The sequence below is a fragment of the Methanoregula sp. UBA64 genome (assembly GCF_002502735.1).
Classification (GTDB): domain Archaea; phylum Halobacteriota; class Methanomicrobia; order Methanomicrobiales; family Methanospirillaceae; genus Methanoregula.
In genome coordinates this window covers 1,077,800-1,091,869 of record NZ_DAQC01000001.1, presented here as the reverse complement: position 1 = coordinate 1,091,869, position 14,070 = coordinate 1,077,800, and the positions used below count along the sequence as shown (strand labels likewise).

Sequence of the window (14,070 nt, the reverse complement as noted above, 5' to 3'; positions counted from 1 at the left end):
GGCACTCCGGAACCTTTTTTTTCCAACGATTGCCGGGTGCTCCCCGACAATCCTATTTTTCTCCGGAGCCCTTCTTTTCAGATACTGTACAGAATGAACCGCACCTGGTACATCCCCGGGTACAGGGTTCAATGTGGATGGTGACATTTGCCCGGGGGTACTCCACGCAGAGATCGGATTCGAGATGGTCCGCGAGATCGTGCGACTGGGTGACGGAGACCTCCCCGGGCACGACAAGGTGGAATTCGATGAAGATCTCCGGGCCGGACCGGCGGGTCCGCAGGCCGTGGAACCCGGCATATTCGCTCGCATGATCGCAGATGATCGCGATAATCCGGTCCTCGTCCTGTTTTGGGATGGAATGATCGATGAGATCGGCAAACGATCGTTTCAGGAGACTCCAGGCAGCGTTCAGGATCACCAGACCGACTGCAATTGCAATGAGCGGGTCAAGGATGGTCAGGCCGGTGAAATGGATAAGGATCAGCCCGGCAAACACCCCGAGCGAGGTATAAATATCCGTCCGCAGGTGCCACGCATCGCACTCAAGGGCGATAGACTCCGTCTCTTTTGCCACTTTCATGAGGCGTGTCGAAACGTACCAGTTGGCAAGGACCGAGATCCCCATCACCGCGATACCGGCATACAGGAGCGTGGGCGAAAATTCCTGTTCGGTCCCGCTTAAGAGTTTGAGTCCTGCCTCGATGATGATTACAATGGCCGCAACAAAGATGAGCAGCGCCTCGACAAGGCCGGAGATATCCTCGAACTTCCCGTGCCCGAACGAGTGGCCGGCATCGGGCGGCTCGGCCGATTTTTTCACGGAGAAAAAGGCGATGACTGCGGCCAGCAGATCCATGGAAGAGTGGATCGCTTCGGAGATGATACTCACCGAACCGATGGCAAAACCCACCACAAATTTCAGGATCACAAGACCGGTATTGGAGATCACCGACAGGTGTGCGGTCTGTGCCTTTAACCGGTTGGCTGCCTCCCGCTTGTCCAGGCTATCGTTCATACAGGTTGTCTCGCAGGTACTCTTTCAGATTTTTTTAGTGGTATGCACCGGCATCAGTGGCCGGTCTTCCCATAGACTTTTTCCGGGTCAAAGATCTTTTTCCCGATGGTCTCTCCCTCAAGTGTCCGGTAAAAACAGGTCCGGTACCCGGTATGGCAGGCGGCCCCGGTCTGTTCGACTTCATAGATAAGGCAATCCTCATCGCAGTCTACCAGCACCTGTTTTACGTTCTGGAAATGTCCGCTCTCTTCTCCCTTCTTCCAGAGTTTTTTCCGGCTCCTGCTGTAGTAATGGGCATACCCGGTTGACTGTGTGAGGTGTACGGCCTCCTCGTTTGCGTATGCCATCATGAGGACCTCACGCGTTGTCACATCCTGCACGATCACCGGGATCAGCCCGTCACCGGCAAAGTTCAGGGGAAGCATAATTTACAGGACTCCGGCGATAACGGACGTGATCGCGAGCAGGAAGTCCCCGAAGAATATTGCCGTTACCAGGCCGGCCGTGATCGGGACAATGAACGGGACTGCATAGGAGATCCAGACCGTGCCGGCCTTTTTGTAGGTCCCGAGCTCCTTTTCGTACTCCTCCGGGTGCTCCCGGAGATCTTTTGTGTAGATCCGGCCCTCGTCAGACCGCATCCGGCGCAGGGAGTCCCAGAACCCGATGAACTTCCGCTCTACATTGCCGTTCTTCTCGGTAAAGTCCTCCATCACAAAGCCCCAGGATTCCTGGATCTTCTCGCCCTTGACCGGGAACCCGAAGAACATGTACTGGAGCGGCGCACGGTTTCCTTTTGCAACGTTTATGAGGAATATCCCGATCGGTGCTACAAGGTTGAGGATGAGTGCATTGATCAGCACCGAGAACGAGAGGAACCCGAGCGGCGGTGTGTTCAGCAGGGGGGTGAGGGGGAAGGTCGGGAGGCAGAACGCGATAAAGATGAGCGCCCACGCATCTGCTCCGCCGAACAGGCGCATCTGCCCGAATACATAGAAGACCCCGCAGAATATTGCTGCCATGGCGATGTACAGGCCGGTAACGCCCCAGTTCCCTCCGCCAATCATATAGAATGAGGCGATGGCAAGGATGATGACGATCAGGACGAAGTACCAGCGGCTTAAGACATCTTCGACATTGGCCTCGGCCTCTTTTTTCACCTGCTTGGTTTTGAGTTTCCTGACCGGTTTTTTCTTGTATTCCCGGTAGGAGATGTAGGAGATGAGGCCGGCAAACAGTACATACCAGGGGATCAGCTGGGTCTCTATGGCCTTTGTCCCGGTCACAAACGGCAGAATAAACCATGAGATCAGGGGCAGGGCAAGCACTACTGCCAGGTAGAGGAAATTAAAAGGAACCTCCGGATCGCGGTTGTCGATATAATCGGCAAAAAAGAAACTGGCGATCAGGGCAAGATATCCTACGATCAGGCTGAAGTTCCCGGTCTGCTGGTAGAAAAGGACCATTGCAGCCGAGATACCGACGACAAGCATCGGGTACCAGGTTTTGAACGGTACGCGGCGGTCCCTGATGTCCAGGTACGAGGCATAGACAAGGGTGACAAGAACCGCAACAGCGGAGATGACGAGCGGATAAAATATCATAGCTAGCAGCTACGTTAGAGTTCCTATAACTTATGCATGGCGATTACCGGGTACTACCGATACGGAAAAGAAGTTGTGCCAGTTCGGGGAGGGCGGTTTTTGGGGATGCCTGGAGGTGTCCTGCCGGAGATACCATAAATTTATTGATGCGTATGTGAATGGTACGGTAACTATACTGACGGGAAAAACTCCCGCTTTCCTGCCCCTTGCCAACGATAGGAGATGACAAAAATGGATGTACCGGAATTTCTGGAAACGATCAGTGACGGGTTGCAGTTTCAGGGATCCTATGATTTTTCCGAACTCCTGTCCATTGCGACAGCCCGTCGCCTGAATGCGCTGGCCGCAGCACAGGACAAGAACCGCAGGTATTACTTGGCTTTCCACAACGGCGAGCCCGAAGGTGCGATCTATCAGGATCCGGATGGTGTACTGTACGGGGACAATGCCGTTGTCCATATCCGTTCGGGCAGGGGATACGGTATCTGTGAGGTCCGTGAGGACCGTATCGGGACGCTGGTTATGGGGTGCCGGATCTTTGAAAAGTCTCATATCGGGAAGGATATCTCGCGTACCCTCCCCGAGATCGGAAAGCGCCCGGAGGGGATTGGGGTCGTGACTATCCAGGTCCGTAAGGGAAACCAGCCCCAGAACGGTGTCCGTGTCTCCCTCCGGAAGGACGGTAAAATTGTCGGGAGCGATATTACCACCGGGAACGGCGAAGCCGGTTTCCGGGTGATGTACGGGGACTATACCTGCATTATCCAGGACCGGTCGCCGTCGGTAACGCAGTTTCCCGTTGAGTTTACCCAAACGACCTCGTCTCATACACTGGATCTGTAAATATATCTCATAAAATACGGCGAGGTTCTGCCGGGAACCTGCTGAATTTCCGGGCAAAATACATTAATTATATTATAGCAGATGTATCGTTCATGAAGGTAGGACCGGAAGATTTTAAGGCGCTTATCAAAGGGGAAAAAGACATCACCCCGTATATCGAACTCAATCCGCTCGAAGGAACATACTCTGTTTTCGGGGTAAGGACCGCAAGCAACCCCAATTACCTGATTAAGGCCATCTACGATATGTACGAGAGCCATCTCAACAAAAAACTGGCAGTAAAAGCGGTGCGCAAGCTCTTCCGGTCCGTGGGGATGGGATCCCTCGGGCTCTATACCTTCTTAAAAAAATCCGGGATGGAGTTATCCCCGGCGGAATTTTTACTGCTGGTCTTGAAGCTCCAGCACCAGCAGGGCTGGGGTGCCCCGTTCGAACTCGTGGAACAGAGCGAAAAGCGGATCGTCCTTCGCACAAAGCATACCTTCGAATCCGAGATCCTTAAAGACTGGAAGATGCCGGTCTGTGGCGTCCATATGGGATGGATCGAGGGCGTGATGATGGCGGTGACCGAAAAGAACTGGTACTGCCTCGAACGCCGGTGCGTGGCAAACGGCGACGACTGCTGCGAATTCGTGGTCGACCAGGTGGATCCCAGCTGGAAGTTCAAGGCGCAGGCCGTTGTCAAAGGAGATTCCGCCATTACCGAGTTTATCGATCACCGTCCGGTGGAAGGGACGATCAAGCTGATTGACGATCCTGTCGTTATGATGCCGCGCCTGGTCTTTTCTTCCATGATGCACTCCTTAACAAAGACCATGGGCGAACTGCCGGCGGGGGGCGTCAACTACCGTGCCTATATGGAGCTGGGGAAGGAGAATGTCGGGCACTACAAGAAGATGGGTATTACCGAGCCCACCGTGCTCTCCGATATGGCATTCACGTTCTATTCCCAGATGGGCTGGTTCAGATTTGTTAAAAGCGAATGGAACGAGGAGAAGAAGGAGAAGACGATCACGCTCGAGCATACTGCCGAATCCGAGGCGTTTGGTACTACCGGAAAGAATGTCTGTTATTGTACCGCCGGGCTCCTTGCCGGGATTATTGAGGGATCGTTTGGGATCAGGGTCCAGTGCCGCGAGGTCAGGTGCCGTTCGAAAGGGGATGAATACTGTGTCTTTACCATCACCAACAAATCTGCATAATCCGGGGCACAAAAACCGGTGTCGCGATAGTGTTTTGTGACCCTCAGAAAAATTCCCGATGAAAACGAGGTCTGCCGATATATCTGAAATAAAAAATAAATCTGTTTTCAATTGTATTGAAATATAATTTAATCGAATGTATATCTCACGGAAGTATAAGAATCTAAATTTAAATAATCCCGTTTCCTATTGTTAAACCGGGATTATCAGTTTCTCACTGTGAACACTATGCCGGGCGTAATTACCATCCTGATCGTAGAAGATGATGAGATTATCTCCAACCTCATCAGTGTGATCCTGGAGAAGAAGGGATACGGTGTTGTCGGCAAGGTTGTCACCGGTGAAGAAGCTATTATGAAGGCGGCGGAGGTTCTGCCCGATCTTGTCCTCATGGATATTAACCTTGCAGGAGTGCTCGACGGCATCACCGCGGCCCGGTACATCTATGCTATCTTCCGTATCCCGGTAATCTTTTTGACCGGCCAGTGCGACGATACGATCCTCTCGCGGGCAAAAGTGGCAGAACCCTACGGATTCATTATCAAACCGTTCAACGCAAACGAGATCGTCTCGAATATCGAGATTGCCCTGTATAACCACAATATGCGCAAGCGTTTTTACGATAAGGCCTCCCTGTGGGATATCAAGAAGATCATGGCGGCCCTTGATCCCGTGATCATCACCGATGTCCGGGGAAGAATTATTTTCCTGAATCCCTATGCCTGCAGGCTGCTGGATATTCCAGAAAAGGAAGCCCTGGTAAAACCCCTAAAAAATATCATGATCCTGGTGAACAAACAGACCGGCGAACGGATCAATGATCCGGCACTGGATGTTATCCGTGACAAAATCGTGGTGAACTACGAGCTCAATACGGTACTTGTCTCGCTTTCCAACAAGAAACGGTTCGTTTCCCTCACGGCACGTCCGGTAAAGGACGATAAAAACGAGATGATCGGTGTTTCCATCCATATCCGGGAAAAAACGCCGACCGAGATCAAGATGGCAGAGAAGATCTGAGTTCTGCCCATCGTATACGGCCGGTTCTCCTGCTGATAAAAAACGATACAATCAGTTTTTTGCTTTCTTTTTAAAGAGGGCGTTTGAGAACCGTTCGATAAATCCCCCGCGGCCTTTTGCCGGGGGCGTATCGTCTTTATACGCTACCCCGATAAGTTCCGAGGCGATCTTCTTTATGGCTTTCGAGGCGGCGGAGTCAGGGTACCTGGTTACAATGGGGGAACGCCCTGCAGCCGCCTTTCTCACGTTGGGGTCCTCCGGTATGATCCCGATGACTTTTACCCCGAGGACTTTCTCCATTTTCGCGGAGACCGCTTCGCTTGTTTCTGCATCTACCCGGTTGACAATCGTCCCAAGGACATGTCCCCCAACCACTTCCGTGAGGATCTTGGTCTTTAAGGCATCCACAATTGAAGATAACTCCGGGTTAACGACAAGGATCACCTCGTCGGCAACAGCGAGGGGGACTACGCCGTCCTTGCTGATGCCCGCAGGTGCGTCGATTAATAAATAGTCGCACCGTTTGACAATCTCTGAAAGGACATCGCGTATCTTGTCCGGATCGGCCTGCTGGAATCCCTGGAGGGAGATCCCGCTCGGGATGACCTTGAGCCCGGCCGGCCCGTTGTAGATCCCCTCATCGATGGTATTTTTCCCGGCAAGGACTTCGTGCAGGGTGACCGGGGCGTCCTGGAGCCCGAGGATCAATCCTACGTTTGCCATACCGATGTCCGCATCCATCAGGTACGTCTCTTTCCCTAGCTGGGCAAGCATGGTCCCCAGATTGACAGAAACGGTGGTCTTCCCGGTACCGCCTTTCCCGGATGCGATTGTGTAAACCCTGACCATCAAACACCTGTCAGCCTGGACGATAATTAGCTCCGATATAAAGGTAGATGAACTATGGTATTCGTATCTTTCATATCCGTGTTACATCCACCAGTTTAAAATAGCTTTTGTCTCATGCACGAGCGCCTGTCCCGGGGCAGGAGTACTGTTCTTGGGAATTTTTACTATCAGGACAAGTGACGATCCCCTGTGCTCCACATCGTACATCCCGATCCCCCCGGGTAGTCTTCCGGAAGAATCCCGGTGGATGCCACAATACCGGGCGATCTCCTCTTCCCGCGGGGACCCGACGGAAGATGCGATCGGGAGCCCGTCTGCTGTTGCAAGCGTAACCTCATCGAGAGAGTACTTTGTTGCAAGTGCACTCAGGCTCTGGGAAAGACTGGTCGCACCTTTGAGAACATTCTGGTCCTCGTTACCGGCAGCAGGGGAAGATGCGATTCGCGGAGTTCCGGGGGGATCCTGTAGCGGTGCCTGAATCTGCCGGGCCGTGGGCGCTTCATGGGAGGGTTCAGGTGGGTTGTACAGTTTTTTTTCTCGCACTGCAGCCCGGGATCTGATCCAAAGAAGAGCCGCAGCTGTTCCTCCGGCAAGTACGATTCCCCCGGCAAGGCAGAGGATACCGTTGTCAATACCAAAAATCAGGGAAATACGGCATCCCCCGTCACTTTGAATCCCGTTCCATCAGGTGTTCAAGGTCCAGGTTTTTCACTAAAGTTTTACATTCTGCCCTGAGTTTGCCGGTCACTTCTTCAATATTCATGGAATCGAAGAGGTCTTCATCATCCCCCGATCCTGCATGCAGGCTGGAACTGCCCTCATAATCTCCCTGCCCTGCACGGGCTGTCCGGATCGCTGATTGCGGATCTGATGGTTTATTTTGGCCGGCAGGTGTTTGATGCACTTTTTCGGGACGATGTTCCGGCAGGACGGTATGGTGTTTACCGGGTGATGAGGAGCGTGCCTGGGAAGCCCGGTGCCCGGCGAGCCGTACCTGCTCTGCGGTATTGAATTCGAGGGACAACCGGATCTGTACCTCGTCAAACGAGGAAAGGGCTGCATCGACATCCTCATCTCCAAAAGAATGCAGGATAGTATCGAGCGCTGCATCCCCTTTGCCTGTGCCGTATTCGGCAAGGATGCAGTCTCCTGCCCGTATCACCAGCGTGCAGACTTCATCATGGCAGGAAATACAGCAGATCCCGGAAAACCGGTCGTGTTGCAGTTCTCTGAGAACATCTCCGGTTTTCCGGTTCTTTTTGATCTCCCGGAATGTTCCGCGGGGAAGTTGCATATTCCCTCTAATGTTCCCGGGCAACTATATACTTTCTTTATGGATATGCGACAGATCCCCATTGACCGCGTAACGATACCTGAGACCTGCCGTTTCGGGGTAACCCGGGGTTTTCAGGCCCGTTCCTGCGTTGTCGTTTATAAAACCAATGTTTAATAAGAAAAAGCAAGAATGAGTCATTTATCTGTGGTGAAGATATGCTCAAACCGTTGTTAGAGGAGTTTTTGAGAGTGGAGGGGGTATCCGCTGCCGTTGTCGTGGGACGGGACGGGTTTGTTATTGAAAGTGCTGTCTCCGGCAAAGTGGACATAGAGGCACTGGGTGCCATGGCGTCAACGGGTCTTGGGACCTCCGAAGCCATGGGAAATACCCTGGGGAAAGGCGAACTTTCCCAGATGCTCGTCGAACTGGAGAAAGGTCCGATACTGCTTGCCCCCCTGTCCGCGGACGAACTGATCGCCCTTGTTGCGGACACAACGGCAAATATTGGCCGGATTCGCTACGAACTCAAGAAGAACAAGGAACGCATCATTGCAGCGCTGTAACCGTTTTCTTACTGCCCCGGTATTATGAAGTTACCCGCAGGTACCGGGGGACGGGTTCTTACCCCTCCCCACAAAGAAGGGATGATCCAGGAACTGAAGGTTTTTACCGGTGCCATCGAGATCGATTCCGACAAGGGGCGGGGATTCCTTCTCGCGAGAACCGGGGAACTGATCGCTGCGTACTACACGAACCGGCAGGGTACCTGGAAAGGAAAACCTGCGGCGCAATACGTGCTGGGGGATGTTGATACCGAAGAGGAAGGTATCCGGCAGAACATTATCCTGAGGGCATATGGGTCCGGGGACTTTGCCGAGGCACGGGCATTATGTGCGCAGGGCGGCCTGCTGATAGATCCCGAATATGAGCGGGGGACTACCGTACCCGAAGAGAAAGGAAGCGATTCTGCCCGGCAGTTGCCCTCCCCCCTCTCCCCCCTTAACGAAGCGCTGCTTGCAAAGATTGCCTCGCAGCCCGGGGTCATTGCAGTTTCGGCATTTTATGAAGGATTTCCCGTTCTGTCGCGAGGCGAGGCGGATTTCGAGCATGTCGCCGCACTTGCAGAAGATTTCATCAGGGCAGGATCGCGGATCGCCGCAGATATGGACTTCGGCCCGGCCGAACAGCTGATCCTTGAAACTGCCGAGAAGAAAGTGATCATTGCCCCCTGCGGCGATCTCTCTCTCTGTGTCATTGCCCGGGCCGATGTCCAGCTGGGGCTCTTGCGGGTGGCGATCCGGAGCCTCCAGAGCGAATAGGAAGAAGCCGTATGACCCTGCGGGGGAACCGTATCCGCGGTACTGACCTGACGGTTGTAATCCAGAGGATAGATATAGTCAGAGATAAATAGGATTTTTAAATGCAGGGGTGCCGCGTTTTGTCACGGGGAGGATGGTCGGGTTGACATCAGACGATGAAGAAAAAGAGACCGATATTGGCGCCCTCTTAAAAAAGATCCGCGAAGTCAGCCCCCCCAAAGAGAATCCGGCATCCCCGTCGGGAACTCACTTCGGTATTCCCCCGGCAGATACGGAGACCGGGCTTTCGGAAGACGATGCCCTTTTTGAAGATCTCCCGGATGAGGAACCGCACCTTCCGGGTCAGGACCTCAAAGGCAGGGATGTACGGGCCGTGCTGGGAAAGTTTCTCGCGCAATCAGGGGCTGCGCCACAGCCGGCGCCCCTCCAAAAGGAAGAGAAGACCCCCCCTCCTCCAGAGGACACCGGTACGGCGGCAGAACCTGTCGTTGAAATCCTTGATGAAGACCCCCGTACCCATGGGGCTGCGTCCTTTTTTAAGAAGAGAAAGGTCTCCGTAAAAGAGGAGGGTTCCGATTCTTCAACGGCGGAACCGGAAGCCGGCGACCGGGTGATATCTGTCGATCAGATCACCGAAATTTCCGGTCTTATCCTCCCCAAAGGCGCCACGTTCCAGATCGATGAGATTAAACTTCACGGCGGATTCAACGCCTTTGAAAAGACCGGAACCGTCTCCCTTCCCCCGGAGCTGGCCGAGATCTGGAAGCGCGAATTCTCTACGGCGGGTTTCAAGGATCTCGAAACTGAGTTTGCACCGGACCCTGACGCCCTTCCAAAGGAACCGGCGAAAAAATCCGGCCTGTCGTCCCTTTTTAGCGCTATACATGCCATTCCCGAAGAGTACAAGGCATCCGTCCACGGGCCGCTTGTGGATCTGAGCTTTGAACCGGGACCCGGCATCGAAGAGATGGAGATGTACCCGGTCAACGAACCGTATGCCTACGTGCGGGTGATCTACGATCATGCAACCCATGAATACACCTACCAGGTGATCGAGCCGGTCCTGTCCGAACCGGAAAAAGAGCTCCTCTCCGAGCTCAAGGAACGGCTCTTTGAAACCCTGGATATCAACACGAAGGATATCACAAAAGGAGAGGCACAGAACAAGCTCCGGGCAACCGTCGACGATATCCTCTCTGACTACGGCATCAGGCTCAGCCCCGTCCAGCGCGAGAAGATCCTCTATAACATGCACAAGGAGTTTTTGGGCGACGGCCTGATCGATGCAATCATGCACGACAAATATATCGAGGATATCTCGTGCGACGGTGTGGATACGCCCATCTTTGCGTTCCATTCCAGTTACGAATCCATGAAGACCACGCTGATGTACCATAATGCCGTGGAACTCGATTCGTTTGTCACAAAACTTGCCCAGCGTGCAGGGAAGTACATCTCCATTGCCGAACCCATCCTCGATGCTACCATGACCGACGGATCGCGTATCCAGATGACCCTCGGGCAGGAGGTCACCGCCCATGGCTCGACCTTTACGATCCGTAAGTTCAAGGACGAACCGATCACCCCGACCGATCTCATCGAATGGCACACGTTTGCCCCGCTCTCCCTCGCCTATATCTGGCTGGCGGTCGAGAACGGGAAATCTGCCATCTTTGCCGGGGGAACCGCTTCGGGGAAGACCACGTCCTTAAACGCGATCTCGCTCTTTATCCCGCCGATGGCAAAGATTGTCAGCCTCGAAGATACGAGGGAAGTAAAGCTCCCCCATCCCAACTGGATCCCGAGCGTGACCCGGGACTCGTTCGATACCTCGGGACGCGGGGAGATCAACATGTACGAGCTCCTGCGTGCCGCCATGCGTCAGCGCCCCGAATACATTATCGTGGGTGAAGTCCGCGGCAAGGAGTGCCAGACGCTCTTCCAGGCGATGAGCACCGGCCATGTTACGTACTCGACCATCCATGCGGACTCGGTCGCAAGCGTCGTGCACCGTATCGAGAACCCCCCCATGGATGTCCCGCGGAACATGCTCTCTGCGCTCGATATCGTCTGTATCCAGGTACAGGCCCGGATGGGGGGCAAACGGATCCGCCGGAACAAGCAGATCGTCGAGATCCTCGATATCGATCCCCGGACAAACGAACTGATCACAAACGAGGTCTTCCGCTGGAAGTCGGCAACAGACGAGATCGCCTATTCCGGGAAGTCCTATATCCTCGAGGAGATCATGGAGGCCCGGGGCTGGAACGAGAACCGGATGCGGGAGGAACTCAAGCGCCGGCAGGAGGTCCTTGAGTGGATGCGGATCAAGAAGATCCGTCACTACAAGGATGTGGCAAAGATCTTAATCTCGTATTACCGGGAACCGGAAGTAGTTATCGAACGGGTGAGAGCGGAGCTGTATGAATAGTTTCGAACGGTTCTGCTTCAACCTTCTCGGGATGCGGATGAAGGCCCGGAGGGGAGATTATGCCCAGCTCAGAAACGATCTGCTCTCTGCCCGGCTCAGGACCCCGTTTGAAGTCTATACTTCGACTGCCATTGTCAGTTCCGTTATCGTAGGACTGGTCTCCGCCATCTGTCTTGGCCTCCTTACCTGGGTCTTAAAACTCCCCAACCTCATCCACTACAAGGGCGAAGTGCCGTCCGTGATGCTCTTCCTCAACCAGTACGGCCTCATCCTCGGGACGTTCTTTGTCGTAGTCTTTTCCCTCCTTGTGTTCGGGGGAATGACCTACGTGGTTTTTTTGGCCTATCCTTCCATGGTGGCAGGGAACCGGCGCAGGAATATCGACGCAACCCTCCCGTACGCCATCAACTATATCACCTCCATGTCCACGGCCGGGATCACCCCGGCGGAGATCTTCCGCCTGCTGGGCGACAGCCCGATCTACGGGGAAAGCGCAGCCGAAGCCCGGTATGTAGCCCGCGAGATCGATATCTTCGGGAGGGATCTTATCGATGCGCTCAGGATAGTCTCCGCAAGCACCCCTTCCCACCGGATGAAGGAGTTCTTACAGGGTGCCATGGCCAGCATATCGAGCGGAGGAAACCTTACGGAATATTTCCGCACCAAGGCAAACCAGTACGCGCTGGAGAACCGGCAGTCCCAGAAGATGTTCCTCGATACCCTGGCGCTCATTGCCGAATCCTATGTCACTGCAATGGTGGCGGGAACCCTGTTTTTGATCATCCTCCAGTCCATTATGTCCGTCATCGGGGGGGATTCCAAGCCGATCTTTCTCTATGTGGTCATCTACCTGATGATCCCCTTTGGCACGTCGATGTTCATTATCATGATCAGTTCCATGACCCCGGAGACCTGATATGGCGATCAAGGATACCTTCACAGGATTGTTCGGGCAAAAAAAGGAACGCTCCCCTCTTCCCGAAGATCCCCACTATAAGAAGAACGCGGATACGGAGGAAGACGAGCTCACCACCATCTCCGGCAGGCTGGATGCCGAACGGAAAAGCCGGGAAGGGTTTGGCAGGTTCCTTAGACACCCGGTCCGGGTGCTCACGGAAAAACCGGAGAACATCCTCGTGGTCTGTCTTCCCCTGTCCCTGATCGTCTTTTTCGGGGGCTTTCTCTCCATGGTGCAGGTGTACGGCATCAGGGTCCTCTTTACCTCGACGATGATCGATGACTTTGCCGTTCTTGCCATCCTCATCTCGATTGTTCCGGTAGCGATCCTGGATTTCCGGGAGCAGAGCCGGAAAAAGAACCTTGAGGAAGCGCTCCCGAACTTCTTCCGGGATCTTGCAGGAATGAACGATTCCGGCATGACCCTCCCGAATGCCGTTCACCTGGTAGCCAATGCAGAGTATGGCGCCCTCACCCCCCATATCCGGAAACTGGACAACGAGATGTCATGGGGGGTCGGGTTTGTCGAGGCCATGTACCGGTTCGGGCGGAACCTTGGCACCCCCCTTGCCGACCGGAGCGTCGATCTCATTGCCAAGGCAAGCAAGGCCGGGGGCGATATCAGCGAGGTGCTGCGTGCAGCGGCAAACGATACCTTCGAAACCGTGAACCTTGCCCAGGAACGCCGCAACAATATGCTGATCTACGTAATCATCGTCCTTGTCTCATGGGCGGTGTTCATGTTTGTCATTGCCATCCTCGTGAGCACGTTCTTAAGTACGATGGCTACGGCCGGGGCAGCGGCACAGGCAACGGGGGCGAGCAGCAAGTTCATGGCCCGGATCGATCTTCCGGCGTACAAACGGTTGTTCTGTCACGCAGCAATGATCCAGGGATTCTTCTCGGGCCTCTGTGCCGGGCAGATGGGCGAGGGACGGGTTATTGCCGGTCTGAAGTATTCCGCGATCATGCTCGTCATCTCCTGGTTTGTGTTCCGGTTCTTCATCTGATCGGTTCGGTGCGGTACCGGATCGGTCAGGACCCCTTTTTTGAGAGATACTGACTGCCTGAACCGTACGGGCAGCGAACCGGACGAAAACCTGAAAGTATCCGGCGCACAGGGCTGAATGAAAAACGAAAAAAGATTTTTTAAGAGATATTTTCCGTGCTGTATCCCTTGAGAGAGAGGAGCTCTTTTACCCGCTCGCGGTGATTGCCCTGCAATTCAATGGAATTGCCTTTTACCGTGCCACCGCAGGCGAGTTTCCCTTTCATGAATTTGGATAAGTCTTCGAGATCAATATCGGTAGGGTCAAGACCATCTATCACGGTCACTTCTTTCCCGTACCGGCGTTTGTTCACTTTTACATTGATCCGCTGCTGTTCCTTTGCTACCTCCTCGCAGATACATAATTCCCTAGGAAGTCCACACGTCGGGCAAATGCCACCAATCATTACAGCTATTTTTAAGTTCTGGTTATTTATTACTTGGCATTGTCCGGGCGATATACGTCCCGTACTGATGGTTTTGCACGCGATTCTGACACGTAT

15 protein-coding genes are annotated in these 14,070 nt (G+C 53.9%); 8 read left to right on the top strand and 7 right to left on the bottom strand.

Annotated features, from left to right (window positions below):
* Positions 1-52: 52 nt before the first annotated feature.
* Genes BP758_RS05445 through BP758_RS05435 form a run of 3 tightly spaced genes read right to left on the bottom strand, consistent with a single transcriptional unit; the run spans position 53 to position 2,622 of the window.
* Positions 53-1,018: a cation diffusion facilitator family transporter gene (locus tag BP758_RS05445; protein ID WP_292369483.1), complete on the bottom strand. Its 966-nt coding sequence runs from the start codon at positions 1,016-1,018 to the stop codon at positions 53-55.
* A gap of 53 nt (positions 1,019-1,071) precedes the next feature.
* Positions 1,072-1,443, bottom strand: a complete 372-nt coding sequence (hisI, locus tag BP758_RS05440) for a phosphoribosyl-AMP cyclohydrolase (RefSeq protein ID WP_292369481.1) — start codon at positions 1,441-1,443, stop codon at positions 1,072-1,074.
* A gap of 3 nt (positions 1,444-1,446) precedes the next feature.
* Complete coding sequence (locus BP758_RS05435) at positions 1,447-2,622, bottom strand: A24 family peptidase C-terminal domain-containing protein (protein ID WP_292369479.1); 1,176 nt, start codon at positions 2,620-2,622, stop codon at positions 1,447-1,449.
* 231 nt (positions 2,623-2,853) lie between these two features.
* On the opposite strand from BP758_RS05435, the gene BP758_RS05430 reads away from it, so the two are divergent.
* From BP758_RS05430 to BP758_RS05420, 3 genes are all read left to right on the top strand, one after another.
* Positions 2,854-3,465, top strand: a complete 612-nt coding sequence (locus tag BP758_RS05430; RefSeq protein ID WP_292369477.1) for a hypothetical protein — start codon at positions 2,854-2,856, stop codon at positions 3,463-3,465.
* A gap of 92 nt (positions 3,466-3,557) precedes the next feature.
* Positions 3,558-4,667, top strand: coding sequence for a V4R domain-containing protein (locus tag BP758_RS05425; protein ID WP_292369475.1), 1,110 nt, complete (start codon positions 3,558-3,560; stop codon positions 4,665-4,667).
* A 228-nt stretch (positions 4,668-4,895) separates the two neighbouring features.
* The gene (locus BP758_RS05420; protein ID WP_292369473.1) at positions 4,896-5,687 is read left to right on the top strand and encodes a response regulator; all 792 of its coding nucleotides are present in this window, start codon (positions 4,896-4,898) and stop codon (positions 5,685-5,687) included.
* A 51-nt stretch (positions 5,688-5,738) separates the two neighbouring features.
* Here the strand turns inward: BP758_RS05420 and minD are convergent, their stop codons facing one another.
* From minD to BP758_RS05405, 3 genes are all read right to left on the bottom strand, one after another.
* Positions 5,739-6,536 carry a cell division ATPase MinD gene (gene minD / locus BP758_RS05415; RefSeq protein WP_292369471.1) on the bottom strand — a complete coding sequence of 266 codons (798 nt, stop codon included), beginning with the start codon at positions 6,534-6,536 and terminating at the stop codon, positions 5,739-5,741.
* Between the two features lie 81 nt (positions 6,537-6,617).
* Positions 6,618-7,079, bottom strand: a complete 462-nt coding sequence (locus BP758_RS05410; protein WP_292369469.1) for a hypothetical protein — start codon at positions 7,077-7,079, stop codon at positions 6,618-6,620.
* Between the two features lie 121 nt (positions 7,080-7,200).
* Positions 7,201-7,830, bottom strand: a complete 630-nt coding sequence (locus BP758_RS05405) for a hypothetical protein (protein WP_292369467.1) — start codon at positions 7,828-7,830, stop codon at positions 7,201-7,203.
* A 197-nt stretch (positions 7,831-8,027) separates the two neighbouring features.
* Between BP758_RS05405 and BP758_RS05400 the strand changes: the two genes are divergently transcribed.
* From BP758_RS05400 to BP758_RS05380, 5 genes are all read left to right on the top strand, one after another.
* Entirely contained in the window at positions 8,028-8,375 is a 348-nt protein-coding gene (locus BP758_RS05400) for a roadblock/LC7 domain-containing protein (RefSeq protein ID WP_292369465.1), read from the top strand.
* Positions 8,376-8,399: 24 nt separating this feature from the next.
* Positions 8,400-9,131, top strand: coding sequence for a roadblock/LC7 domain-containing protein (locus BP758_RS05395; protein ID WP_292369464.1), 732 nt, complete (start codon positions 8,400-8,402; stop codon positions 9,129-9,131).
* Between the two features lie 142 nt (positions 9,132-9,273).
* Positions 9,274-11,562 (top strand): type II/IV secretion system ATPase subunit, encoded by a 2,289-nt coding sequence (locus tag BP758_RS05390; protein WP_292369462.1) that lies wholly within the window; start codon positions 9,274-9,276, stop codon positions 11,560-11,562.
* Complete coding sequence (locus BP758_RS05385) at positions 11,555-12,478, top strand: type II secretion system F family protein (RefSeq protein ID WP_292369460.1); 924 nt, start codon at positions 11,555-11,557, stop codon at positions 12,476-12,478. The genes BP758_RS05390 and BP758_RS05385 overlap by 8 nt, the downstream gene beginning before the upstream one ends.
* A 1-nt stretch (position 12,479) precedes the next feature.
* Positions 12,480-13,529 (top strand): type II secretion system F family protein, encoded by a 1,050-nt coding sequence (locus BP758_RS05380; protein WP_292369458.1) that lies wholly within the window; start codon positions 12,480-12,482, stop codon positions 13,527-13,529.
* A gap of 139 nt (positions 13,530-13,668) precedes the next feature.
* Here the strand turns inward: BP758_RS05380 and yciH are convergent, their stop codons facing one another.
* Positions 13,669-13,974, bottom strand: coding sequence for a stress response translation initiation inhibitor YciH (gene yciH, locus BP758_RS05375; protein ID WP_292369456.1), 306 nt, complete (start codon positions 13,972-13,974; stop codon positions 13,669-13,671).
* Positions 13,975-14,070 lie beyond the last annotated feature (96 nt).

What these genes read in the sequence shown, in the direction of transcription:
- BP758_RS05445 (WP_292369483.1), bottom strand. Translation starts at nt 1,018, where the DNA reads ATGAACGATAGCCTGGACAAGCGGGAGGCAGCCAACCGGTTAAAGGCA.
- BP758_RS05385 (WP_292369460.1), top strand. Translation starts at nt 11,555, where the DNA reads ATGAATAGTTTCGAACGGTTCTGCTTCAACCTTCTCGGGATGCGGATG.
- yciH (WP_292369456.1), bottom strand. Translation starts at nt 13,974, where the DNA reads ATGATTGGTGGCATTTGCCCGACGTGTGGACTTCCTAGGGAATTATGT.
- hisI (WP_292369481.1), bottom strand. Translation starts at nt 1,443, where the DNA reads ATGCTTCCCCTGAACTTTGCCGGTGACGGGCTGATCCCGGTGATCGTG.
- BP758_RS05400 (WP_292369465.1), top strand. Translation starts at nt 8,028, where the DNA reads ATGCTCAAACCGTTGTTAGAGGAGTTTTTGAGAGTGGAGGGGGTATCC.
- BP758_RS05425 (WP_292369475.1), top strand. Translation starts at nt 3,558, where the DNA reads ATGAAGGTAGGACCGGAAGATTTTAAGGCGCTTATCAAAGGGGAAAAA.
- BP758_RS05435 (WP_292369479.1), bottom strand. Translation starts at nt 2,622, where the DNA reads ATGATATTTTATCCGCTCGTCATCTCCGCTGTTGCGGTTCTTGTCACC.
- BP758_RS05430 (WP_292369477.1), top strand. Translation starts at nt 2,854, where the DNA reads ATGGATGTACCGGAATTTCTGGAAACGATCAGTGACGGGTTGCAGTTT.
- BP758_RS05420 (WP_292369473.1), top strand. Translation starts at nt 4,896, where the DNA reads ATGCCGGGCGTAATTACCATCCTGATCGTAGAAGATGATGAGATTATC.
- minD (WP_292369471.1), bottom strand. Translation starts at nt 6,536, where the DNA reads ATGGTCAGGGTTTACACAATCGCATCCGGGAAAGGCGGTACCGGGAAG.
- BP758_RS05380 (WP_292369458.1), top strand. Translation starts at nt 12,480, where the DNA reads ATGGCGATCAAGGATACCTTCACAGGATTGTTCGGGCAAAAAAAGGAA.
- BP758_RS05405 (WP_292369467.1), bottom strand. Translation starts at nt 7,830, where the DNA reads ATGCAACTTCCCCGCGGAACATTCCGGGAGATCAAAAAGAACCGGAAA.
- BP758_RS05395 (WP_292369464.1), top strand. Translation starts at nt 8,400, where the DNA reads ATGAAGTTACCCGCAGGTACCGGGGGACGGGTTCTTACCCCTCCCCAC.